The following is a 24,574-nucleotide window of genomic DNA, read 5'->3' as shown; positions in this document are numbered from 1 at the left end:
GGAGGATGCCGCATGGACGTGTCGGCTAGTTTGAAGTTTTGTCTTTCAAATGCGACAGCAGCTGCAACTGCTCCTTCTGCATTTCCAGCAGCTCGGCCCACTGGCCCTGGCGCAGCGCGTCGATCTTTTCGTGCAGCAGCATGATCTCCAGCTCGGCCTTCAGGTTGACCTCGTAGTCGTGCTCGGCGTGCAGCCGATCCTTCTCGGCCTGGCGGTTTTGCGACATCAAAATGATGGGCGCTTGCACCGCTGCCAGCATGGACAAAAACAGGTTCAGCAGGATGAACGGGTAGGGGTCGAACACCGCGTTCCAGCGTGCCAGCAGCAGCACGTTCAGCCCCACCCACACCACCAACACGGCCGCAAACAGCAGGATGAAGGTCCACGAGCCGCCAAAGCTGGCCACCGCGTCGGCTGCACGCGCACCGAGCGAGGTGTCGTCCTCCAGGTCGGTGGCGGTGTTGCGGGCAATGTGTTTGCGCCCGGCGATGTGGCTAGCCACCTTTTGGGTTTGCGCGTCCATCGCGTCATAGGCCAGGCCCAGCAGTTTTTCGGTGGTGTTGTCAGCGCTTGTCATGGTGTGAAAGTCCTATCGGAACCACGAAACAGGTGTGCGCCTCCAGCGTGGTCCACGGCAGGGATTCGCCGACGCGCAGTAGCTGGGCGTTGGATTGCGCGTGGTCGGCCAGCGCGGCCTCGGGCGGGCTGCGGGTCAAGATGAAGCGCATGCTGCGCTCGCCCCGGCGCAGCGTGATCTCGGCCTGCGGCCAGTGCGAGGGCAGGCAGGGGGTCAAGCGCAGCGTGTCCGCCTCTTGTTCTAAGCCGAATATGGACGTGATGGCCGCCCGGTGCATCCAGGCGGCCGAGCCGGTGTACCAGCTCCAGCCGCCACGGCCCACATACGGCGGCTGGGTGTACACATCACCCGCCATCACATAGGGCTCGATACCGTAGGCGGCGTTGTGTGCCGGGTTGGCGGCCCGGTGGGCCGGGTTCAGGTAGGTGAAGTAGCGGTAGGGCGTGTCGGATGCCTCTTGCTGGCTCTGCGCAAACGCGGCCTGCGCCATCAGCGCCCACACCCCGGCATGCGAATACTGGCCGCCGTTTTCACGCACCCCTGGCGGGTAGGCCTGGATGTAGCCTGCGCTGGGCACGGCATGCGCCAGCGGCGGGTCCAGCAGTTTGATGAGTCCGGCCTGCGGGTCTACCAGGTGCTCTTCCATCGCGGTCAGCGCAATCCGTTGCAAGGCTACCGGGGCGGCGTGGGACAGCACGGCCCAGGCCTGGGCGATCAGGTCGATCTGGGCCTCGGGGTTGAAGTGCGAGCCCAGCGCTTCGCCGTTGTCAAAAAACGCCCGTTTGAACCACTGGCCGTCCCACGCCGGGCCCACCAGCGCGGCCTTCCAGCCCTCGGCGGCCTGCTCCCAGCGCTCTGCGCGGGCGGTGTCGCCACGGGCGTGGGCCAGCGGTGCAAATTCGGCCACCACCTGGCACACGAACCAGCCCAGCCACACCGATTCGCCCCGGCCTTCGATGCCCACGCGGTTCATGCCGTCGTTCCAGTCGCCGCTGCCCATCAAGGGCAGGCCATGTGCGCCCACCGCCAGGCTGCGGTCGATGCTGCGTGCGGCGTGCTCGTAGACCGTGGCCGTCTCCATGCTGACCCCAGGCGTGTAGTACGCGTCTTCGGCCCCTTTGGGAATGGCGGCGCCTTCCAAAAAGGGCACCTGGGTCTCCAGCAGCGAGGTATCGTCCGTGCTGTGTAGATAGTGGGCGCAGGCGTGCGGCAGCCACAGCAGGTCGTCTGAAAAATGTGTGCGCACGCCCGCGCCGTTGGGGGCGTGCCACCAGTGCTGCACATCGCCCTCGGGGAACTGGCGTGCCGCGCACACGGTGATTTGTTCGCGCAGCATGCCGGGCGCGGCCCAGGCCAGCGCCATCGCGTCTTGCAGCTGGTCGCGGAAACCCGTGGCCCCACCGGCCTGGTAAAAGCCCGACTTGGCCCACAGGCGGCAGACCACCGTTTGGTACAGCAGCCAGTGGTTCACCATCGCATCGAACAGCGGGTCGGGCGTGGCCACCGTCGTGGCCCCCAGCAGGGCATCCCAGTGCGCGCGGGCGGCGGCCAGGCGCTGCGTGGCGGGCGCGGCAGCGGCTTGCAGCACCACCTCACGGGCCAGCAGCGGGTTGGCGGCAAAGCCCAGCAAAAACACCCGGTCGGCGGTGTCGCCCGCTGCCAGGTGCAGCGTGGTGGTGATGGCGGCGCAGGGGTCCAGCCCGGCCCCGGTGGCGTGGCCAAAGTGGTCGGGCAGCACCAGGCGGCCGCTTGCGTCAAAGCATTCGCGGCGGTCGCAGGTCCAGTCGTCCACCGCGTAGTGGTCGCCACCGGTCAGGGCCAGGAAAGCGGTGCCCTCGCCAAAGCCTGCGTTGCGCTCGCGCTGGGTACACAGCAGAGCCGTGGTGGCGGCCTGCTGGAACACCCCCGTGTGGACCGTGCTGCGGTCGCTGCGGTTGGCCCCCATCAGCCATTCGGCCATGCCGATCAGGCGCAGTTGCAGGCTGCGGTGGCCCCGGTTGATGATGTGTAAGCGCACGTGTTTCACCGAGATGTCGGGGTCCACACACCAGGTGGCGGCCACGTCGATATCGCCCCGGCGGTGGCGGATGGTGGTGCTGCCCTGGCCGTGCGCTACGTGGTACACCGCCTGCGGGTCGGCCCAAGCATTGGGGGCGATGCTCCACACCTCCAGTGTGCGGGGGTCTTGCAGCAAAAACCATTCCGATGGCGTGTCGCCCACCGGGTCGTTGGACCAGGCGGTGAGCTGGTTCAGGCGGCTGTTCAGGCCCCAGCTGTAGCCGCCACCGGCTTCGGTGATGTGCGCGCCAAAGGCCGGATTGGCCAGCACATTGGTCCACGGGCGCACGGTGCGCAGGTGGGGGCCCACATCAAAGCGGAATTCACCCTCGGCGGTAAACACCCCGGTGGGGGCGGGCACCGTATCGGGGCGGTGCGGTACCAAAGGCACGGCCACGCTGGAGGTGTTTTGCCGGTTTTCCAGCGCCTGCTCGTGCAGGGCCGTCCAGGCCTGCACGTGGTGCAGCAGCGGGCGGCCATCGGCCAGCAAGCGCACCCGGGCCTGGGCGTGCAGGGTGCTGAACTCGTCGGGGGTCAGCTCATCGGCGCGCAGCAGGTGTAGCGTGGTGGGGGCCGATTCACCGCCCCGGTCGGCCGCATGGCGGTCGCGCAGGATGCCGATCTCGCGGTGCAGCGCCATCAGGTACGACGCAGGCTCGGCGTTCACCACCACCAGGTCGCAGCCCAGGCCGCCCCAAGACCACAGCTTCAGTGCCTGGGCCAATGCGCGCAGCAGGCCCAGCCCCTCCATCGCGCTGGCGGACACCAGCAGAATGGGCCGGTCGCCCGAGATACCAAAGCGCCACAGCAGCCGCCGGTCGCTCACCGGGGCCATGCCGTCAGGCCCGGTGCGCATATTTGGGCGGGCCAGGCTGAGCGCCAGTGCGCTGGTCAGGGTCTGGATGGCCACCAGGTTGTCGGGCGCCAAGCCCCAGGTGCGCAGGCGGATGCCGGTCAGCGTGGCCGACATCAGCGACGAGCGCTTCACGTTGCTGTGCTGGCGGTATTTGTCGATCACCGCTTGCAGGGTGTTGGCGTTGTCGCTGGCAGCGGTGGCAAAGGTCAGCCGGGCCTTGCCGTGCGGCGCAATTCGCAGCTTGACGGCCATGGCGCACACCGGGTCCAGCCCCGTATCCAGCAAGCCCGATGCCGGCGGGACGGCAAACCCGGCCAGCGGCTGGGCGGCATCGCGGTTGCGGCCCAGCCAGTGCTGGCGGTCGGTCTGGATGCGCACGCCCAGCACCTGCGGGTCGGTATCGACCATGAAGTGGGCGGCTTGCAGGGCCTGCTCGGTGGGCAGGCGCGGGGTGCGGGCGAACACCAGCGCCTGGTCTTCGGCCTGCCAGGTGGCGCGCACAAACAGATTGGTAAATGCCGGGTGTGCCTCGTCGGCCCGCGCATCGGAGAGGGTGATTTCAAAGGCCGAAATCAGCTCCAGCTCCAGCGGCTGGTCGCCCAGATTGCGCAGCTCTACCTGGCGGAACTCGATGTCGTCCTCCGGGCTGACCCACACCGTGGTGTGCGCTTGCACGCCGGGCCACTCGGCATCGAAGCAGACCCGGTCGGCGTGGAAGGTGCTGTGGTAGTCGGCGGTCGGGTCGGGGGCCGGGTGCTGGGTGGTGGACACCGGTGGCTGGTCTGCGCTCCAGCGCAGGTAGAAGAAGCTGCCGTAGGCATCGCGCAGTGCGTCGTCGCGCCAGCGGGAAATGCCGGTGCTGCCACGGCGGCTCCAGCCCGCGCCGTTGGCCCGCAGTGCCACGTGGTAGCGCCCGTTGGAGAGCAGGTGGGTGGGCTCCAGCGCGTGGCTGCCGGGGCGCACCTCGCGCAGCAGGCCGGGGGCGCGTGGCTGCATCCGTTGGGTGGGTGGCCCGGCCGGCGGCGCGTTCAGCAGCGACACCTCGCGCGGCGCACGTTCGTGCAGCAGCGAGGTGACCGCCTCGATGTGCGGATTCGCCATGCCCCAGCGCTGGGCCGGGCCGTCCAGCAGCACATTGGCCAGGGCCACCAGCGTCATGCCCTGGTGGTGCGCCATGAAGGTGCACACCGGGGTGAAGCCGTGGCCATCGGCCTGGCGTGCCGGGGTGAAGTCCAGCGCCTCGATGTAGCCATACCGCCCGTGCGTGCCGAGTTTTTCGAGTGCTATAAAATTAATAGCTGCTAGTGCAGGCGCTACCTGCGCTGCAAGCCCTGTGGCGTATGGGGCGATGACCAGCTCGTCGATCGGCGTGCGGCGCAGCGCCAGCCGGGGCACGCCCTGCGGCGCGTACTGGTAGGCCAGGGTGTGGTCTTGCCCGGCGTAGGCGGATTCAGAAATGCCCCAGGGCACTTTGCGCGCCTGGATGGATTGGGTGAAGGCCATCTGCTCTTGCAGCGCGGCGTGGCAGGCCTGTTGCAACACGCTGCCGGGCGGCTCCACCAGCACCAGGGTGGGCATCAGGTACTCGAACATCGAGCCCGACCACGAGCGCAGGCCCGCATTGGCCCCGATGGCGTAAAACGGCCGCCCCAGCGATGCCCAATGGCGCACCGGCACATCGCCCTTGGCAATCGCCAGCAGGCTGGTCAGGCGCGACTCTGAGGCCAGCAGGTCGTAGAAGCCCGCGTCCAGTTGCAGCTCGGCCACCCGGTAGCCAATGTGCAGCAGGTGCCGCTTGCGGTGGTACAGAAAGCGGTAGTCGGCGGCCCAGGCCAGGTCTTCCAGGGTCTGCGCCAACGCCCGCAGGCGTGCGCCGTGGTCAAGCGACTTGTCGGCCGCCAAGTCGCGGGCGATGGAGCGGCGCGTGGCCCGGTGGTCGGCCAGCATCCAGCGCAACTGTTCGCGCTGCGGGGGCGGCAGGCTTTTGCGGGTCGCCAGCAGCGGGTCCATGCGCAGGCGCGAGGTGCGGATGGCGTGGCGGCTGGCGCGGGTGTCAAACGGTGTGCTTGCCAACTCGCGGCAGGCCTGGGCCACGGCCAGCAGGTGGCCGCTGAGGTTGCCACTGTCCACGGTAGACACATACAGCGGCAGCAGCGGCGCGCAGGTTTGGGTGTCGTACCAGTTGTAGAAGTGGCCCCGGTGGCGCTGCATGCGGGCCAGCGTGGCCAGGGTGGCGTCCAGCCGCTCCAGCAGGTCTTGCGTGCCGATCCAGCCAAACTGGCGGGCGCAGGCCACGCTCAGCAGGTACAGGCCGATGTTGGTGGGCGAGGTGCGGTGCGCCAGCATGTCCACCGGCAGGGTTTGCAGGTTGTCGGGCGGTAGGTAGTTGTCGGCCGGGCCAATGCAGCGCTCAAACCAGCGCCAGGTGTCGCGGGCAATGCCGTGCAGATGGGCCAGGTCGGCGGCGGGCAGGCGGGCATCTTCGCGGCTGGCGCGGGGCTGGCTGGTCCACCAGATCCACACCGGCGACGCGGCCCACAGCAGGCACAGCACGGTGGCCAGTGCCGGGTACGGCGTGCCCACGGCCAGCAGCCCGACCCACAGCAGCAACGCCACTACCGGCAGGCTCCAGTGCGCCCGCAGTAGCGCGGGCAGATGGGTTTTGGCCTGCGCCTGCGCGGCGGCAGCGGTGGTCCATTGCAGCAAATGCCGGTGGCTGACCAGCATGCGGTACAGGGCGCGGGCAATCGCGTCTACCGCCAACAGCGCGTGCATCAGCAGCTGGGCCAGGTGCCACAGCCCGCCCCACGCCGTGCGGGCTAGGTCGGCCCCGGCCTGGCGGTAAAAGTGCTGCTTGGCCAGGTCGTCGCGGCTGGGCGAAAAGCCCGCCACCGCGCCCATCAGCGGCCCGGCCGAAAAGGCCGCCACCACCAGTACCAGCGCAGCCCAGGGCGATACCGTGGGCAGGCACAGCGCCAGCAGCAACAACAGCAGCGAGGCCGGGGCCACCAGCGAGCGGCGCAGGTTGTCAAACATCTTCCAGACGTTGATGGCGCGCAGCGGGTAGCGCCCGGCGTTCAGCAGAATCGGCAGCAGCTGCCAGTCGCCGCGCGTCCAGCGGTGCACGCGGGAGGCGGCTACGTCGGCATGGAAAGGCGCGTCTTCGATCACCGTGATGTCGGTCACCGCCGCGCAGCGCGCCAGCGAGCCCTCTAGCAGGTCGTGGCTGAGCACCTGGCCCTCGGGCAAGCGGCCCGACAGCACGGCGTGCAGGGCCTGCACGTGCAGCAAGCCCTTGCCGGTGAAGCTGCCCTCGGCAAACACATCCTGGTAGACCTCGGAGGTGGCGGCGCTGTAAGGGTCAATGCCGCACTGCCCGGCAAACAGCCAGTGGTACAGGGTGAAATCTTTGCGGGCAGGCAGCGGTGTGGCCACGCGCGGCTGCAAGATGCCGTAGCCCTGCACCACGCTGCGCCCGCTGGCATCCAGCCGGGGCTGGTTGTGCGGGTGTGCCGCCACGCCCACCAGCTCGCGCAGGCGGCCGGGGGGCAGCTGGGTGTCGCTGTCCAGCGTCACGATGTAGGGCGTGTGCGGGGCCATGCGGGAGGTGTTGCCCAAAAACATAAAGGCATCGCCAGAGTCGGTGGCCAGGGCCTGCACCAGTTGCTCCAGCTTGCCGCGCTTGCGCTCCCAGCCGATCCAGCGCTGCTCGGTGGTGCTGAAGCTGCGCTCCCGGTGCAGCAGGATGAAGCGCGGGGCCGTGCCCTGCGGGTTGGGGTAGCGCAGGTTCAGGGCGCTGATTTCCTGCGTGGCGGTGGACAGCAGGTCGGCATCGGCCGGGGTGCGCTCGGTATCCGCATCCACCCAGTCGGACAGCAGGCCAAACTGGGCGCAGGGCTCGGGGTTGGCAATGTAGTGCAGGTGCAGCCGGTGCACCAGCGCACGGGTCGATTCCGTGCTGCTGAGCATGGCCGGTATCACCACCAGCACCCGGTGCGCAGGCGGTATGCCGTCCAACAGGCCCAGGCGTGGTAGGTGCTGCGGGCGCACCGATTCGCTGATCAGCCGGTTCAGGATGGCTACGATGGCCTCGGATGCCGGGAACAGCATCAGCGCAGCGGTTAGCAAAACCAGCCCCAGCCCGCTGCTGGGGTGGTGGTGCAGCATCCACGCCACCAGGCCCACCGTGCCAATGCCCAGCGCCCCCAGGTAGGCGGGCAGGGCGGCGCGGTGTGTCAGGGCGTGCCAACGCACGGTGGCGTTTTCACGCAGGCCCACGGCCTTCACCAGCACCGGGCGGCCCGCGCCCTCCAGCCAGTAACTGGGCACGCCGGTGGCCGCATCAAACGGGTTGCTGGTTTGCATCAAATCCAGCAGCGTCTGCGCGACCGAGGCTTCGCTGTGGCCGCTGCGCCGGGCCAGCCGTTCGATGCCGTGCAGGGTGGCATCGCGGGTGTGGGGGTGTTCGGCTTCAAACACCGGGGCGGCCAGCATGCGCTGCATCAGCAGGCTGGTGCGGGCCACGATGTCGGGCCAGTCGGCATCGCCAATGGCGCGCAGCGACTTCACGGCGTTGCTCACGCTCAGGTTGTCGGCGGCCTGGTCGGCGTTGTGCTGGGTAAGGGCTGCGGCAAAGTCGGGCAGGGCGGCTTGCAGCCAGTCGTTGACGCTGTTGTCGCTGTCGGTGCGGGTATCTTGCAGGCGCAGCGCCATCTGGGTCAGAAACATGCGGCCCACGCCGCGCGCGTTCAGCAGCGCCAGCAGTTCGTCCAGTGCGGCAATGGAGGTGGTGTCCAGGTGGTCGCAGCACAGGTTGGCGACTTCGCGGGCGGCCTTGTTGGTGGCCACGCGTTCGGCCAGGCGGCGCAGGTTCTCCACCAGCACCACGCGCAGGGTGGTGGGCAGGGCCCACATCTCGGCCAGGTTCAGCTCGCGGGTTTCCTGGTACGCGCTGAGGAATTGCACCAGCAGCGCCTCGTCAAACGCGCCATCGGTATGCGCCACAAAGGCCCAGGCAATGCCGTACACCCGGGGCAGCCCGGCCAGCGGCTCGTCTTGCAGCACCGGCAGGGCGCGGAAATAGCTGCGCGGCAGCCCGGCGTGGATTTCTTCCAGCTGGGCCTCGATCAAATGGAAGTTGTCCAGCAGCCACTCGGCCGCCGGGCTCACGTCGTAGCCGGTGGCGGCCTGCACGCCGATGTAGCGGTGGGCATTTTTCAGGATGTGGATGTTGTCGCGCAGGCGCGGAAAAAAGCTGGCAGCCCCCAGGCGGGGCCGCTCCGCGCGGTGGGTTTCGCCCAGGCTGCGGCCATGCTGGGCAAAGCGTTGCAGGCCGAAGATTTCTGACCGTATCGGCGGCTGCACCGGGCCATGCCCCCCGTCCAGCATTTCGCGCAAGGCGGGTGGTGCATGGGGCACCAAATGCAGCAGCTCGGTCGCCATGCCTTATAGCGCCAGCAAAGTCGCACCAATCAGCACAGCGGCAACCGCCAGGGTGGTCACAAAGCGCGGCGCAGCAAAGCCGTGCAGTACGCCGCCCAGGTGGCGCAGGGTAGACCAACGCCGGTGGGTCCCCCGGCACAGGCTCAGGTGCTCGCCCAAAGCGGCCAGTTCCATCGGCTGGCTGGCGGTGGCATCAAAGTACGAAGCGGTGCTCCAGTTAGGGCCCGCGTAGTGGGGGGCGGCAGGGGAATGGGAAGAAAAAGCAGGCATGGAGTTCTCCTAGGGGGTGGGTGTTGTGCTGTCGGTCCATCGTAGGAAAAGGCGTGTTCGCTGTCTGTCAGACAGTGCGCCACGGTGGGTAGGACGGTGGCTATACGTTTTGCGGTTTGTAGGACAGTGCCGACGTGCATTGCCGACTACCGCCGATAGCCTCTGCCCGTGCCGGTGGGAATGATGGGCATAGTGTTTTTTCTTGCCCAAGGACTCCCATGCCTACCAGCCTCCAAACCGTCTCCGATCCGCGCCAGAACCAATTGCTCGCCTCGCTGTCCGATGCCGACTGGCAGCGCTGGCTGCCCTATCTGGAGTGGGTGGATTTGCCGCTGGGCAAGGTGTTGTGCCGCGCGGGCTGCACGCCGGGCTACGTGGTGTTTCCCACCACCGCCATCGTCTCGCTGATGGTCTTGGCCGAGGACGGCGCGTCGTCCGAAGTGGCGGTAGTGGGGCTGGACGGGATGGTGGGCCTGTCGCTGTTCATGGGCGGCGATGTGAGCCCGCACGAAGCCGTGGTGCACAGTGCCGGGCAAGGCTACCGGCTTAGTGCCCACCGGGTGCACGCCGAGGTCGAGTCGGGCGGCCCGGTGATGCGCATGCTGCTGCGTTACACCCAGGCGCTGATTGCCCAGGTCACGCAAACCGCCGCCTACATCCGCCACCACTCCATTGACCAGCAGTTTTGCCGCCGCCTGTTGCAGGGGCTAGACCGGTTGCCCGGCAACAAAATGGCCATGACCCAGGAGCTGGCGGCCAACCTGCTCGGCGTGCGCCGCGAAGGGGTTACCGCCGCCGCCCGCAAGCTGCAACTGGCGGGGGTCATTGTTTACCGGCGCGGCCAGATCGAGGTGCTCAACCGCCCCCGGTTGGAGCAGGGGGCCTGTCAACACCACAGTGCGGACACGGTCCGGCACAACCGCCAGATGTCGATGGCGGCATAAGCTTTTGCGAACTTACATCCCTTCGTCTTGCCGCTTGCGGGCGGCGCTGGCATCGGGCGAATTGCCGACCAGCGTGCGGTAGCGGGCCTCGCTGTCGCGCATGGCCGAGGCCATGACTTTGGATTCGCTGATATCGGCCAGCACCAGGTTTTGCGTGGCTGCACCAGCGGCATCTTTGGCGGCGCTGGTGGTGATTTGGACCCAGCACGATGCTCCGTTGTGCAGGGCCAGTTCCAGTTCGCAGGTTTGCGGTGAGCCGGTGTCCAGCAGCTGCTGGCGCAGGCGGTAAAAGGTGTCCTGGTGGCTTGCGTCGATATAACGGGAGATGCGCTGCCCCAATAGTGCGCCGCGTGCCAAGCCCAGCAGCACCGCCGCAGCCAGATTGGCCTCCACCACCAGCCCACCATCGTTCACCGTGCAGTAGCCCACCGGGGCCAGGTCGTACAGCTCAAAGTAGCGGGCCCGCGAGGTTTCCAGCAGCAACTGGGTATTGCGCAATTCTTCGTTCTGCATCTCCAGCTCGATCTGGTGCACCTGGAGCTCGTGCAGGGCGCGCTGCATGCCGGCAATGGTCAGGGTTTCGGGCGGGCGCGAGGCCAAGGCCATTTTTTCACGGACGATGGCTTCGGCTTGCAGGCGCAGCGCCTGGGGGGTGTTGGACTTATCCATGCGGGGCCTCTGTAGATGGGTGACTCTTGGCATCTTTGCCGCGTTCGGTGGTGGCGATGGCGTACATCTGGCCGCTGGCGTTGAGCAGCGCGGTGGAGGTCAGGGACACCTCGCGCACCGTTCCGTCTTTGGCCAGGCGCTGGGTGGCGTAGGGTTCCAGCGTTTCGGCCTGGCTGAGCTGGTGCACCCGCTCCAAGGCGCTGGCTTGCAGGTGGGCGGGGATGCGGTTGCGCACATTCATGTGCAGCGCTTCGGCCTCGGTCCAGCCATATAGGCGTTCGGCACCGGGGTTCCAGGCCAGGGTGTTGCCCTCCAGGTCTTGCACGGTGATGGCGTCAAACGCGTCGCGCACCACCACTGCCAGACGCAGCAGTTCGTTGGCCTTGTGCAGCGCCTCACGGGTGCGCACGATCTCGGTGATGTCCACAAACGTGATCACCACCCCCTCGATCACGTTGTCCAGCGTGCGGTAGGGCAGGATGCGCAGGGTGTAGGACTTGCCCTCGGTGGTCAGTACATCGACCTCTTTGGGTTGCAGGGTGGACAGCACCGTTTTCGCGTCGGTCACCAGCCGGTCGTAGCCCACCAGGTTGGACACAATGTGGCCCACCGGGCGGCCCACGTCGCTCAGGATCAGGTTAATGATCTGCGTGGCCGCCGGGGTAAAGCGCAGGATGCGCAGCTGGTAGTCCACAAACACGGTGGCAATGCCGGTGCCTGCCAGCAGGTTGTTCATGTCGTTGTTGGCGCGTGACAGGTCGGTCACCTTGGTTTGCAGCTCGGTGTTGACGGTAGCCAGCTCTTCGTTGATGGACTGCAGTTCTTCCTTCGAGGTTTCCAGCTCTTCGTTGGTGGACTGCAGCTCTTCGTTCACCGACTGCATTTCTTCGTTGGACGACTTGAGCTCCTCGTTGGAGGTTTCTAGTTCTTCGTTGGCGGCGTGCAGATACTCTTCTTTGGCTTGCAGCTCTTCGTTGAGCTCGGCAATTTGGGCGCTGGCATCCGGGTGGGGGTCGTGCGCCTCGGTGGCTATATGCCGCAGGCCCAGTGGCGTTGGCTGGCTGTGGTGCGGCGCGGCTTCTTCCAGTATCACCAAATACAGCGGCGACTCCAGGGGCGATGCCGTGCCGGTGGTGGCCGGGCAGACGCTGAGGTTGACCGGGGTGAAGTGGCCATTTGTCTTGACCCGCAGGTTCAGCACCTGCACCCGCTCTTTGGCGTTGGTGGCTTTGTGTAGCGCGGTGGTCAGGTCGCGGCGCAGGCCTTCGCGGGCCATTTTCAGGATGTTGTTGATCCCGGCCTCTCCCGGGGCGGGTTCTAAAAACATGCCGGTACGGCCGTGCAGGTACAGGATGTCGCCATGGCCATTCACCAGTACGCCTACCGGGGCCATTTGCTGCAACAAGGTTTGCTCGGTCAGCTCGCGCAGTGACACTTTGTGGGGCGAGGTGGTTTTGCCGGCCACCGGCGGCAGCGCCATGTCCCGGGTCACCATAGGGGGTAAAAAACGGCCCAGGGCGGCGCGCTTGGCACCTTGGAAGTCTTCTTTGCGCTGGTACACCTTGGACTTGCGGTCCAGCGGCGCAAACAGGTCGCCAAATTCGCCCACCGTCTCCGACGTGCCCAAAAACAGCATGCCGCCGGGCAGCAATGCATAGTGGAACAGCGAGATGATCTTCTTTTGCAGCTCCGACCCCATGTAGATCAGCAGATTGCGGCAACTGATCAGGTCGAGCTTGGAAAACGGGGGGTCCTTGATCAGGTTGTGCTCTGAAAACACCAGCATGTCGCGGATGCCCTTGTGCACCCGGTAGGCGCTGCCTGCGGGCTCGGCGGTAAAGAAGCGGGCCAGCCGCTCGGGGCTGATGTCGTCGGCAATGCTGGCCGGGTACAGCCCGGCGCGGGCGGTGGCAATGGCGCGGCTGTCGATGTCGGTGGCAAACACCTGCACCCGGTAGCTGAGCTTGAGCACATCCAGCCGCTCTTGCAACAGAATCGCCAGCGAATAGGCTTCTTCGCCGGTCGAGCAGCCGGTAGACCAGGCCCTGATCACCGAGCCCGGTGGGCGGCCCTCAAACAGCTTCGGGATGGCCTGCTGCTCCAGGATGTGAAAGGCCTCGGTATCGCGAAAGAAATTGGTCACGCCGATCAGCAGGTCGCGAAATAGCGCCTCTACTTCGACGGGGGTTTGTTGCAGGTACTTGACATAGCCTTCCAGCGTGTCGATCTGGTGTACCGCCATGCGCCGCTCGATACGCCGGTAGATGGTGCTGGGTTTGTATTGTGAGAAGTCGTTGCCGGTCTGGGTGCGCAGCAGAATAAAAATCTTTTTCAGCGCATTTTCCGTTTGCGGTGCGCTGCTAGACCCGGCGCGGGGCAGGCGGCCAAAGGCATGGGCCACATAGGCCATCAACTGCGTGGGCATTTCGGCCGGGGGCAGGCTGTAGTCCACCAGGCCCGTGGCCAGGGTGCTGCGCGGCATGCCGTCAAACTCGGCCGACTCGGGTTTTTGCACCATCACCATGCCGCCTTCGCCCTTGATGGCGCGCACGCCCAAGGTGCCGTCGCTGCCGGTGCCCGACAGCACGATGCCAATCGCCAGCCCATGCTGGTCTTGCGCCAGCGAACGAAACAGGTAGTCGATGGGCAGGCGGTGGCCGCGTGGCGCGGTGGGCTCCAGCAATTGCAGCGTGCCGTTGAGAAACGCCATGTCGCGGTTGGGCGGAATGATGTAGGCGCAGTTGATTTGCACCACCATGCCGTCTTCCACCTCAAACACCTGCATGCGGGTGTGGCGCCGCATCAGCTCGGCGAGGATGCTGCTGTGGTCCGGCGCCAGGTGCTGCACCAGCACAAAGGCCATGCCGGGGTCTTGCTCTTTGGGCATGCCCGAGAAGAAGGCTTCAAACGCCGCCAACCCTCCGGCCGAAGCACCGATGCCGACGATGGGAAAGTGGTGTATTTCTGCCGCCGGTAGGGCGGCGGCGGGGGCAGTTGCCAGGCGGTGGTGGGTGCCGTGGGTGCCGTGCTCCTTTGTAGCCATAAGGGGTCTCTCAGTGTGACAAAAGGTCTTGCTTGCACCTCAACGAGGATCAGTGTAGTTCTTTGTTAATAATAAGTAAAAATGCTCCTGAAAATATAGCTTCTAGTGCAATAGACATATGCGCTACAGGCCGATTGGGTTCATAGGGTGCCACGCCGCCTACAGGGCCTGCGCACGCAACACATCGGCATAAATATCGGCCGCCACAGGCCGGCTGAAGTAGTAGCCCTGGCCCTCTGCGCACTGCTGCGACTGCAAGTGGTCAAGCTGCTCCCGGGTTTCAATACCTTCGGCGATGACCCGGAGGTCCAGGCTCTTGCCAATGGCGATGATGGCGTTGACCAGCTTGGCATCGCCCTGGCCGTTGCCAATATCGCGCACAAACGACTGGTCGATCTTCAGCGTGTCGACGGGTAAGCGGCGCAGATAGCTCAGGCTGGAGTAGCCGGTGCCAAAGTCGTCAATGGCGATGCACACGCCCATGTCTTTCAGCGTGCGCAAAATCGTGGTGGTGGGCTGGGTGTCTTGCACTAGCCCGCTTTCGGTCAGCTCCAGCTCCAGGGCGCAGGGGTCCAGGCCGGTTTCTTCCAGCACCGCCCGCACTCCGTGCAGAAAGTCTTTGCCGTGCAGCTCTTGTGCCGATACGTTGACCGCCATCTGGCCAAACGGCAACCCCGCCTGCCGCCAGGCCGCCGCCTGGCGGCAGGCTTCGCGCAGCACCCATTTGCCCATTGGCAGCACCAGGCCGCACTCTTCGGCCACACCCACAAAATAGCCAGGGTAGAGCAGGGGGTGTTCGGGCCGTTGCAGACGTACCAGGGCCTCGGCACCGAGGATGGCGCCGGTGGCCAGGTGCACCTTAGGCTGGTAGTGCAAAAGCAGCCCGTTGTGCTCCAAGGCCTGGTGTAGCGCGACTTCGATGGTCTGGTGGGCCACCGCGCGCGCATTCATGTCGGGGGTGAAGCGCTGGTAGTTGTTGCGGCCGTTTTTCTTGGCGTGGTACATCGCGGTGTCGGCGTTGCGCAGCAGGGTTTCCACGTCGCTGCCGTCGTCCGGGTAGATGCTGACCCCGAAGCTGGCGGACACATACAGCCGGTGCGGGCCCACCAGATAGGGCTGGGCGGCGGCCTCGACCAGCATGGCGGTGGTGCGGGCGGCATCGGCCTGCGTTTCCAGCTCGGCCAGCAGCAACACAAACTCGTCGCCGCCCTGGCGGCACACCGAATCGGACTGGCGCACGCATTCTTGCAAGCGCTGGGCCACGGCTTGCAGCAGCGCGTCGCCCACGGTGTGGCCCAGGGAGTCGTTGATGCGCTTGAAGTTGTCCAGGTCCATGAAGACCAGGGCGATTTTGTGGCTATGGCGCTGCGCCAGCGCCATCGACTGCGCGAGCCGATCGGTCAGCAGGGAGCGGTTGGGCAGCCCGGTCAGGATGTCGTGCTTGGCCATGTACGACATCCGGGCGGTGGCGGCTTCGGCGGCTTCGGTCATGGTTTGTGCGTGCACTGTCGCCATCACCAGGCGCTCGTTGGCGTCGCGCAGGTTGACTGCGGCTTCGCTGGCCAACCGGCTGGCCTCGTGGTAGGCCAGGCTGTCGTCCGGCACCGGTTTGTGTTCTAGGTACGGTGTTCGGTAGTTCATGGTGCTCCCTTGTACATGCGGGCGGTTTCCAGGGTGCGCATGGGGCGGCCCCCCAGCAGCCCTTCGTAATGGCAGATGGGTTCGCCCATCACAATCCCGTCTGGGGTGATCTCGTAGCGCCGTATGGCGTTGCTGTGGTCGCTGCCGCGCACCTTGACCACCGCCATCACGCGTCGCAGGCTGCTGTCTACCTCGATATAGCGCTGGACGATGATGGCATCGGTCAAAAACGCCGTGCCGTAGGGGCTAAAGCGCAGGTCGGTGTAGCGGTCTTCCAGCTCCGAGGTCATCAGCACCGTGACCCCCATGCCCGACAGCACGGCCACCATGCGAAACAGCGACTCGCGAAAGTCCTCGCGGAAGGTGGGGGCCACCGCCAGCTCGAAGCCCGACAGCGAGTCGATCACCACCCGGGTGGCGCGCATGCTGGTGATGCGCTGCACCATCTGCTGCACGATCTCGTCCACCGACAAATCCATCAGGCGGGTGTTGATCAGCCCCAGGCAGCCTGCGCGCACCATGTCGTCAATGGTGTGGGTGCGGGAGCGGCTGGGGGTTTGCTCAAAAGCCACGATCACGCCCGTTTCGCCCAGGCGCACGCCCTCGGCCAAAAAGGCCGTGGCCAAAATGGTTTTGCCCGAGCCCGACGGCCCGGCCACCAGCAGCGAATAGCCTGCGGGCAGGCCCCCGCCCAGCATCTCGTCTAGCAGTGGCACGCCCATGGGGATGCGGGTTTCGGTACGCACGGGGGTGGTGTCTTGGGATGCGGCGGCGGTGCTGTTGTCGTCGGGCACCACGGCGGACGGAAAGATGGTCAGCCCATCGCGGGTGATGCGCAGGGTGTGTACGCCGGGGCTGGGGGCCTGGCCGCGCATTTTCAGCACCTGGATCTTGCGCACCATGGAGTTGCGCTGCACGCTTTGGTCCAGCGCCAGAATGCCGTCGGCTACGGTGAACACCGGGTGCGGGTCGCTGTGCGGTGAATATTCTCCGACCAGAAAAGTCGTAGCCTGCCACCCGGCCAGCGCGATACCCAGCTGCTGGGTAAACCGCCGCAGGCTGGTGTGGCTGCCGTCTTGCTGTTGCGTATCGGCCAAGACCGCGCGGAACGAATCGATGAACACAAAGGCCGGGCCTGTCGCCTTGACCTCCACCAAGATGCGCGCCAGCACCTGGTCGAAATTGCCCGCCGCCATCTCGTCGCTCAAATGCACAAAGCGGATGCATCTGCCCACTTTATTGAGCGCAAAAAAAGAGAACTGCTGCTGGTAGCGCAGCATCTTCCAGGGCGGTTCGCTCAGGGCGGTGAAAAACAACGCGGGCTGTTCCGGCGTGGCCAGGGCAAACATTAGCTGGTGCGCCAGTGTGGTTTTGCCCGCGCCGGGCGGGCCGGTCAGCACGTTGAAAGAGAACTCGGGCAGGCCACCGCCCAAAATGGCATCTAGCCCCGGCACGCCGGTGGCGAGTCGGCGGATATGTACGGGTTGCGTCATGGCGTGGTCTCCTGTGTAGGGGGGGGCGGTACATCCAGCCAGACAGTGGCCAGAAGTCGTTCGGTCAAGGGGTCGCCAATCAGGCTGGCCAGCAGTTCGGTAAAGGTGACCAGCAGGGCGCAGCCGGCCTCTGCCGTTTCGGTGGCCTCGCGGCGGGCGAAGCGGGCTTGCAGCTGGATGAGGGTGGTGGCCCCGGTGGGTTCGGTGCGTGCTAGCCAGGGGAAATTTTTGCCGGTCAGGTGCAGCGCACGCTCCAGCAGCACGTCTACCCCGCGCACGCCAATTACCGGCTCCAACTGGGCCGCCATGAACTGCCAGGTGCGCACCACTGCCTCCACCACGTCGCTGGCGTCGGGCGTGCCCCCGGCACGCTGGGTTAGCGTGTCCTGGATAGACCCGCTGAAGGTGGAGTTGGGTGGGTGGGGCATGGCGGGGTTAACGGGCCAAAAAGCCCAACAGGTCGCGGGTCAGCCGGTCTTTGTGGGTGGCAAACAGGCCGTGCGGTGCGCCCTCGTATTCGAGCAGGATCGAGGTGCTTATCGCCTGCGCCGTGGACCGGGCCGAACTGGCGATGGGCACGGTGCGGTCTTCGGTGCCGTGGATGATGAGGGTGGGCACGTTGAAGGCGGGCAGGTCGGGGCGAAAGTCGGTGCTGCTAAACGACTTCAGACATTCCAGCGTGGCGCGCAGGCTGGCCTGCATGGCGGTGTTGCGGGCCCAGGCTAGCAGCTCGTCGCTGACCGGCTGGCTGAGCAGGCCCACGCCAAAAAAGTCGTTGAAGAAGTCGGTAAAAAACGCCGCCCGGTCCGTGCGCAGCGCCTCGGCAATGGCTGAAAATCCGGCTTGCGGTGCGCCGTCGGGGTTGTCGGCGGTCTGCAAGCGAAACGGCAGCACGCTGGAGACCAGCGCGGTTTGCACCACGCCCTTGCCGCCGTGGCGCGACATATAGCGGGCCACTTCGCCGCCGCCCATCGAAAAGCCGACCAGCGTGGTGTCGGCAGCGCCGGTGTAGTTGACCACCGCCGCCAGGTCGTCGGCGAGGGTGTCGTAGTCGTAGCCGCTCCAGGGCTGGGCCGAGCGGCCAAAGCCGCGCCGGTCGTAGGCGATGGCGCGGTAGCCGGCTTCGGCAATCGCCATGGCCTGGTCGTCCCAGCTGTCGGCCGACAGTGGCCAGCCGTGCAGCAGGATGACCGGGCGGCCAGTGCCCCAGTCCTTTACATACAGCGGGGTGTTGTCTTGGGTGGTGATGGTGTGCATGGCGGTTTCCTTCGGGTTAAGTGCCAAATCGGCCTCTAGCGCATGTTCTATATGCGCTAGTAGCTATCAATATAGGAGTTTCAGGCGGGTACGGTGGCCAGGCCGCTGCGGTCCCAGTGGCGGTGCTGGGCCATCGCCTGGATGAACTCGGGCGCGAAGGTCTTGGGCAGCTCACCTGCCGAAGCAAGTACCACGCCGGGCTGCGGCTGCGTTACGCCGGGGTCGGTGGGCATGCTGATGCCTAGGCTGGCCAGCAGCCCGGCCCCCGAGCCGGAGGCGGCGATGGGCTTGCAGTGTTTGTAGGCCTCTAATACAAAGTGCACTGCGTCGCCATCGGCCACCAGCGCGGCGGCGTGCACGCCCAGGCAGGGCAGGAAGACGGCATCAAAAACGACAGACGGCGTGGTCACCAGCGTGCAGTCCACCGCCAGGTAGCCACCGTCGGCTACCTGCACTGTGCCCAGCGTGGCGGCGATGACCTTAAAGCTGGCACCGGCCTCGGCCAGGGCTTTTTGCACCGTGGCCACGGCGGTGGCATCCACGCCGTTGCACACCAAGATGGCGACCTGGCGGGTGGCGATGCTGCCGGGCCCGGTGGGCCGCATGCTGAGTGCGGGCGAGGCCACCACGTCCACCGGGTGCGGGGCATGCCGGAAGCCGGGCCACTGCGTAGCGGCCTGCGCGTCGGGTACGCCAATGCCCAGCGGCGCGGCCACGCGGGCGGCCAGCTCGGCATCCACATGGGCCAGGTTGTCCACCATGCGCTGGCGGATGGCGGGCGTGCCCAGCTTGGACAGCTCGAACTGGAAGGCGGCCACCAAGTGGTCTTGCTCGGCCGGGCTTTGGCTGATCCAGAACATGCGGGCCTGCGAGAAATGGTCGTCAAAGCTGGGGCTGCGCTGGCGGATCTTGGGCGATTCCAGTAGTTCAGGCACGCTGGTGAAGCCACTGGCTTGTCGGCCATCGGCGCGGAATTCAACCCCCGAGGCCAGGGTGTTGGGCTCGTAGGCCACCCGCCCGGTGTTGACCTGCTGGCGGTGGATGCCGTCGCGCTGGAAGTTGTGCATCGGGCATTTAGGCTGGTTGATGGGCAGCTCGTGGAAGTTGGCCCCGCCCAGGCGCGAGAGCTGGGTGTCGGTGTACGAAAACAGCCGCCCTTGCAGCAGCGGGTCGTTGGAGAAGTCGATGCCCGGCACCAGGTGGCCGGGGTGGAAGGCCACCTGCTCGGTTTCGGCAAAGTAGTTGTCGGGGTTGCGGTTCAGCACCATGCGGCCAATGCGGCGCACCGGCACCAGCTCTTCGGGGATCAGCTTGGTCGGGTCGAGCAGGTCGAAGCTGAAGCGGAATTCGTCCTCCTCGGGCACCACCTGCACGCCCAGTTCCCATTCGGGGAAATGCCCGGCCTCAATCGCCTCCCACAGGTCGCGACGGTGGAAGTCGGCATCTTTGCCGGCTAGCTTTTGCGCCTCGTCCCAGGCCAGGGCGTGTATGCCCAGCAGCGGCTTCCAGTGGAACTTGACGAAGCTGGCGTCGCCCTGCGCGTTGACCATGCGGAATGTGTGTACGCCAAAGCCTTCCATCATGCGCAGGCTGCGCGGAATGGCACGGTCGGACATGACCCACATCAGCATGTGCGTGGACTCGGGCATCAGCGTCACAAAGTCCCAAAATGTGTCGTGGGCGCTGGCGGCCTGGGGAATCTCGTTGTGCGGCTCGGGCTTGACGGCGTGAATCAGGTCGGGGAACTTGATCGCGTCCTGGATGAAGAACACCGGAATGTTGTTGCCCACCAGGTCGTAGTTGCCCTCGGCGGTGTAGAACTTCACGGCAAAGCCGCGTGCATCGCGTGCCGTATCGGCCGAGCCGCGCGAGCCGGCCACGGTAGAGAAGCGGGCAAACACCGGGGTCTGCACGCCGGGGTTGCACAAAAACCCCGCCTTGGTCAGTCCGGCCATGTCTTCATACACCTCGAAGAAGCCGTGCGCGCCTGCGCCCCGGGCGTGTACTGCGCGCTCGGGGATGCGCTCGTGGTCGAAGTGGGTGATCTTTTCGCGCAGGATGAAGTCTTCCAGCAGCGTGGGGCCACGCGCACCGGCTTTCAGCGAGTTGTGGTTGTCGGGGAAGGGCAGGCCCTGGTTGGTGGTCAGTGGCGTGGCGGGGGGCTGGGTTTTTGGGGTGGTACGGGTCATGGGGAATCCTCAGTTGAATAGGTTTACTTTTTCAATTTTTGGTAGGTGCGCTGGGTCACGGGGCCCAGGCCGGTGTCCTGTTGGCCTTGGGTCACATCCCGGTAGGCCTGCTGCACGGTTTTGCTGGGGTTGCCGTCGGTCATGCCGACCGATTCGTCGCGCTCGTGCGGCAGCTTGGGCGTGGTCGCGTTGGGCTTGCGGTTGGCCCGTGTGGCGGTGTTGACCGAGCGCACGGCGGGGGTGGTTCGTTTGGGCATGGGGGCTCCTAGCGCACAAACAGGGCTATCAAAATTACGATGGGGATGGGAATGCCCAGAAACAGCAGTAGCAATGAACGCATGGGGGTCTCCTTGGGTCAGTGGGGGGTTAATAAAGATCTAAAGATCGCGCTGGCGGCCGCCAAACGTGGCGGCCAGGCTGGCGGCAAACGCGCCCGCCAGCAGCGCCACAAACAGCCACAGGGTGGAATACGCGGCGGCTTTGCGCAGCCGGTCTGCCGCATCTTTGGCCTGGGCTTGGGCGGTTTGCACCTGGGTTTGCAGTGCGGTGAACGTGCTCTGCACCCGGGCTTCGGCCTCGGGCGCGGCCAGGCCGCTGCGCTGCGCCACCCGCTGGCCCAGGTACTGCACGTCTTGCATTGGCAGCGTGGCCGCTGTGCCTGCGTGCACAAAAATGCGGGTGACTTCGGCGCTGTCGGCCGTGTGGGTGGCATCGGTGGTGGTGGCCCCGGGCGACCTGCGCAGCAAGCTATCCACCGCGTAGCCCAGGGGCTCTGCCGATACCGTGCTGGCCACCGTGGCCCCGGCCTGCACGCCCGTGCCGACGATGGAGCCCACCGCAGATGCCAGCAGTGCCGCTGTTGCCAGCGCGGCCACCGCCCAGCTTAAAAAGCCGTGTGCGGTATCGCGAAAGTACACCTCGTCGCGGTGCACGTCGGGCCATTTGGTGCGCAACCGCCCGGCCAGGTAGCCGCCCATAGCCGACGCAATGATCTGGGTGGTCGCCACCCACGCAATCGCCGTCACGCCCAGCGTGGCCGCGTTCAGCCCGGCGCTGGACCACGGCGACACGGCGGTCAGCCCCAGCCCCGAACCCAGCATCAGCAAAATCAAAGCCAGCGCCGCCGCCGCTGCTGCCCCGGCCACCACGGCCCCCCAAGACACCGCGCTGGCCAGCCCTGGTACCGGGTCACCGAGCGGTGCCGATGGGCCACCGAAACGCGTATTCGGCAAAGTAGAAGGAATCGACATGGTGCAGCCTCACTAAAGTTGGAATACTTCACGTTACACAGCGTTTTCCCGCCTGTCCGTGCGGTAAGGCACATAAGGGGTGCGGAATTAATTACTATTATTTTCATAGCTGCTTGCGCATATTGAATATGGGCTAATTGGCTATTTGATGTAAATATTTTCGCGTGAATAAGCCGCTATCTATGCAAACCCACCCGTTTACGTGTGCCAGCGCACAGACCAAGCGGGGTGGCGCTTTTACCGTGGGGGCACTTTTAACCACACCTTGGAGGTGTTCCATGCCGTCCATTGCCATGCCGTCGTCTATGCCTGTGCCGTTGGCACCCTATTTTTCGGTCCGCGACTGCCGCGCGCCGGTTCCGTTGGGGGTGGATGGTCAATTCATCGCCCTGCTCGACAGCTACCGGCCCAGTGGTGGGTTGGCGCGGGCGCAGGAGACGCTGGGTGCGTTCCAGCGGCGCGGTGGGCCCAGCCCGCCCACGCTGGCGGGCTGGGTGGCGCGCCGCGAGGTGGTGAGCCTGGACTGGCATGGGCAGAGTTGGATGCCGATGTTCCAGTTCGACCTGGCGGCGATGGCACCGCTGCCGCAACTGGCACCGGTGCAGGCCGAGCTGAACGCGGTGTATTCGCCCTGGGCGCTGGCGGCCTGGTTTGCCCAGTCCAACCCCTGGCTAGAGGGCGAGCGCCCGGCCGATGTGCTGGTGTCCCACGCTGCCGACGTGCTGAACGCTGCCCGGGCCGACCGGTTTGTGGCGCTGGGCTGACAGGCTGTAGGCGCAGGCCCACACGCAGTGCCGGTGGCCACCGATGGCGACCCGGGGCGCTGGCCGCTTACGATGGGCTTATGACTATTTCTGCACCTTCCCCTTCCCCGGTCCGCAAACCCTGGCGCTGGGTTTTGGCCGCCGGGCTTTTGTGTTTGGCGGGCGCAGTGGCGCTGGGCGAATGGCGGGGCTGGCCGTGGTTGGCCGCACCGCTGCAAAACCAGCTCTCCCGCACGCTGGAGCGCCCGGTGCGCTTGGCTGACGGGGGCCGAGAGGGCAGTGGGCCCAGCGGCTTTGCCGTGCGCTTTATCGGCGGTATCCGCCTGAACACACCGCTTTTGGAGATTGCCGCCCCGGCCTGGAGCACCGCACCCTACCTGCTGCGGGCCGAAGACGTGGCGCTGGAGCTGCGCTATGCCGACCTGTGGCGCGCCTACCGGGGCCAAACTTTGCGCATCCATAGCCTGCACGCCCGCACGCTGGACGGCCATGTGGAGCGGCTGGCCGATGGCCGGGCATCTTGGCAGTTTGGCAAAACCCCAGAGCCCACCGCACCGGACCAGCCCGCACGCCTGCCTTTGTTTGGCAGCTTGCAGGTTAGCGATGGCCTGGTGCGCTACACCGATGCGCCGCTGGCCACCCAGCTGGAGGCCCGTTTGTCGCTGGCCCGGGCCGATGGTTCTGCCACCAGCCTGTTGAAGGTGCAGGCCACGGGCACCTACCGTAAGCAGCCGCTGAAGGCGGTGCTGGCCACGTCGGCGGTGCTGCCGTCTGAGGCGGGCGATGCCCCGGCGCTGCCCGTGGCTATGGCCGTCAATGCCACGGTGGGGCGTGCCCACCTGGACTTTCAGGGCACCGCGCCGGATGCCCTGCAACCGCAAAACTTCAGCGGCCAGTTCCGCCTGGATGGCCCGTCGCTAGCCGCCGTGGGCGACCCGCTGGGGGTCACGCTGCCCACCACGGCGGCATTCAAAACCCGGGGCACGCTGGTCAAGCGAGGCGGCCTGTGGCAGGTGCAGATCGACGATGCCACCGTGGGGGCCAGCCGCTTGAACGGGGCATTTATTTACACCAGCACGGGCAACAAACCCCTGCTGACCGGCAAGCTGGGCGGCAGCCGCCTGCTGCTGGCCGACCTGGGGCCGGTGGTGGGCACCACGTCCGCCGCGATGGCCGATGCCGCCGCGCCGGTGGCCACCAACACCCAGCCCAAAGGCAAAGTGCTGCCCGACCGCCCGTTCGACCTGGCCGCACTGCGGGCGATGGACGCGAATGTGCTAATCGACATTGCCGAGGTGAACCTCAACACCAGTTACCTGGAACCCTTGCAGCCCTTGCACGTGCACCTGCAACTGGTGGGCGGTGTGCTCACGCTGCAAGACCTGCTGGCCCGCACCGCGCAGGGCCAGTTGCGCGGTAATTTGGCGCTGGATGGCCGGGCCGACACCGCTCTGTGGACGGCGGATGTGCGCTGGGACGCGGTGCGCCTGGAGCGCTGGCTCAAAATCACCCGCACGGCGGGCGCGCCGCCCTATGTGTCGGGCCAGCTGGTTGGCCAGGCCACGCTGGCGGGCCAGGGCCGGTCTACGGCCGAGATTTTGGCCAGCCTGCAAGGCACCGCCCGCACCACTTTGCGCAACGGCACGGTGTCGCACCTGGGCATCGAGCTGGCCGGGCTGGACCTTGCCCAAGGCCTGGGCATGCTGGTGAAGGGCGACGATGCGCTGCCGGTGCAGTGTGCCGTGGCCGATGTGGTGGTGCAGGGCGGCATGTTTCGCCCCAAGGTGATGGTGGTGGATACCGCCGACTCGGCGGTGTGGATCGACGGCTCGCTGTCGCTGGCCACCGAGACGCTGGACCTGCGCGCCGTGGTGGTGCCCAAAGACTTCAGCCCGCTGACCCTGCGCACGCCCGTGCGCGTGCAAGGCCCGTTCAGCAAGCCTGCTGTGTCGCTAGAGAAAACTCCGCTGGCCCAAAAGGTGGCGGCTTCGCTGCTGCTGGCCCTGGTGAACCCGCTGGCGGCGCTGATTCCGTGGATCGACCTGGGCGATGCCGATGCGGCCCAGCGCGGCGCGGCGGGGTGCGCGGCACTGGCCCAGCGAACGGCGGGTAATAAATAAG

15 protein-coding genes are annotated in these 24,574 nt (G+C 66.3%); 3 read left to right on the top strand and 12 right to left on the bottom strand.

Annotated elements, in window-relative coordinates:
- Positions 1-25 precede the first annotated feature (25 nt).
- The 3 genes from AC0969_RS03020 to AC0969_RS03010 are packed head-to-tail and all read right to left on the bottom strand — an operon-like array spanning position 26 to position 9,203.
- Entirely contained in the window at positions 26-577 is a 552-nt protein-coding gene (locus AC0969_RS03020; RefSeq protein ID WP_479622645.1) for a DUF1003 domain-containing protein, read from the bottom strand.
- Positions 564-8,933 carry a glycoside hydrolase family 94 protein gene (locus tag AC0969_RS03015; RefSeq protein WP_479622644.1) on the bottom strand — a complete coding sequence of 2,790 codons (8,370 nt, stop codon included), beginning with the start codon at positions 8,931-8,933 and terminating at the stop codon, positions 564-566. Before AC0969_RS03015 ends, AC0969_RS03020 begins: the two co-directional genes overlap by 14 nt.
- 3 nt (positions 8,934-8,936) lie before the next feature.
- The gene (locus tag AC0969_RS03010) at positions 8,937-9,203 is read right to left on the bottom strand and encodes a hypothetical protein (RefSeq protein ID WP_479622643.1); all 267 of its coding nucleotides are present in this window, start codon (positions 9,201-9,203) and stop codon (positions 8,937-8,939) included.
- Positions 9,204-9,421: 218 nt separating this feature from the next.
- Between AC0969_RS03010 and AC0969_RS03005 the strand changes: the two genes are divergently transcribed.
- Positions 9,422-10,147 carry a Crp/Fnr family transcriptional regulator gene (locus tag AC0969_RS03005; protein WP_479622642.1) on the top strand — a complete coding sequence of 242 codons (726 nt, stop codon included), beginning with the start codon at positions 9,422-9,424 and terminating at the stop codon, positions 10,145-10,147.
- 12 nt (positions 10,148-10,159) lie between these two features.
- On the opposite strand, the gene AC0969_RS03000 is transcribed toward AC0969_RS03005, so the two are convergent.
- The 9 genes from AC0969_RS03000 to AC0969_RS02960 all read right to left on the bottom strand — a co-directional run bounded on the left by AC0969_RS03000 (position 10,160) and on the right by AC0969_RS02960 (position 21,689).
- Positions 10,160-10,816 carry a PAS domain S-box protein gene (locus AC0969_RS03000; protein ID WP_479622641.1) on the bottom strand — a complete coding sequence of 219 codons (657 nt, stop codon included), beginning with the start codon at positions 10,814-10,816 and terminating at the stop codon, positions 10,160-10,162.
- Positions 10,809-13,859: a chemotaxis protein CheB gene (locus AC0969_RS02995; protein WP_479622640.1), complete on the bottom strand. Its 3,051-nt coding sequence runs from the start codon at positions 13,857-13,859 to the stop codon at positions 10,809-10,811. The genes AC0969_RS03000 and AC0969_RS02995 overlap by 8 nt, the downstream gene beginning before the upstream one ends.
- Positions 13,860-14,018: 159 nt before the next feature.
- Entirely contained in the window at positions 14,019-15,500 is a 1,482-nt protein-coding gene (locus tag AC0969_RS02990) for a putative bifunctional diguanylate cyclase/phosphodiesterase (RefSeq protein WP_479622639.1), read from the bottom strand.
- On the bottom strand, positions 15,497-16,993 hold the full coding sequence (locus AC0969_RS02985) for an ATPase domain-containing protein (protein WP_479622638.1): 1,497 nt from the start codon (positions 16,991-16,993) through the stop codon (positions 15,497-15,499). Before AC0969_RS02985 ends, AC0969_RS02990 begins: the two co-directional genes overlap by 4 nt.
- Complete coding sequence (locus AC0969_RS02980; protein ID WP_479622637.1) at positions 16,990-17,421, bottom strand: hypothetical protein; 432 nt, start codon at positions 17,419-17,421, stop codon at positions 16,990-16,992. Before AC0969_RS02980 ends, AC0969_RS02985 begins: the two co-directional genes overlap by 4 nt.
- A gap of 7 nt (positions 17,422-17,428) precedes the next feature.
- Entirely contained in the window at positions 17,429-18,250 is an 822-nt protein-coding gene (locus AC0969_RS02975) for an alpha/beta fold hydrolase (protein ID WP_479622636.1), read from the bottom strand.
- A gap of 80 nt (positions 18,251-18,330) precedes the next feature.
- Positions 18,331-20,439: a catalase gene (locus AC0969_RS02970; RefSeq protein WP_479622635.1), complete on the bottom strand. Its 2,109-nt coding sequence runs from the start codon at positions 20,437-20,439 to the stop codon at positions 18,331-18,333.
- A 23-nt stretch (positions 20,440-20,462) separates the two neighbouring features.
- Positions 20,463-20,696, bottom strand: coding sequence for a hypothetical protein (locus tag AC0969_RS02965; RefSeq protein ID WP_479622634.1), 234 nt, complete (start codon positions 20,694-20,696; stop codon positions 20,463-20,465).
- Between the two features lie 120 nt (positions 20,697-20,816).
- Entirely contained in the window at positions 20,817-21,689 is an 873-nt protein-coding gene (locus tag AC0969_RS02960) for a hypothetical protein (RefSeq protein ID WP_479622633.1), read from the bottom strand.
- A gap of 278 nt (positions 21,690-21,967) precedes the next feature.
- Between AC0969_RS02960 and AC0969_RS02955 the strand changes: the two genes are divergently transcribed.
- Together AC0969_RS02955 and AC0969_RS02950 are read left to right on the top strand one after the other, a co-directional pair.
- Positions 21,968-22,453, top strand: coding sequence for a hypothetical protein (locus tag AC0969_RS02955; protein ID WP_479622632.1), 486 nt, complete (start codon positions 21,968-21,970; stop codon positions 22,451-22,453).
- 80 nt (positions 22,454-22,533) lie between these two features.
- Positions 22,534-24,573 carry an AsmA family protein gene (locus AC0969_RS02950; RefSeq protein ID WP_479622631.1) on the top strand — a complete coding sequence of 680 codons (2,040 nt, stop codon included), beginning with the start codon at positions 22,534-22,536 and terminating at the stop codon, positions 24,571-24,573.
- Position 24,574: the final 1 nt, after the last annotated feature.

The organism is Rhodoferax sp. LB1P47, assembly GCF_056521445.1.
Note: the sequence above shows the minus strand (reverse complement) of the source record. Positions and strands in the feature narration are given on the sequence as shown.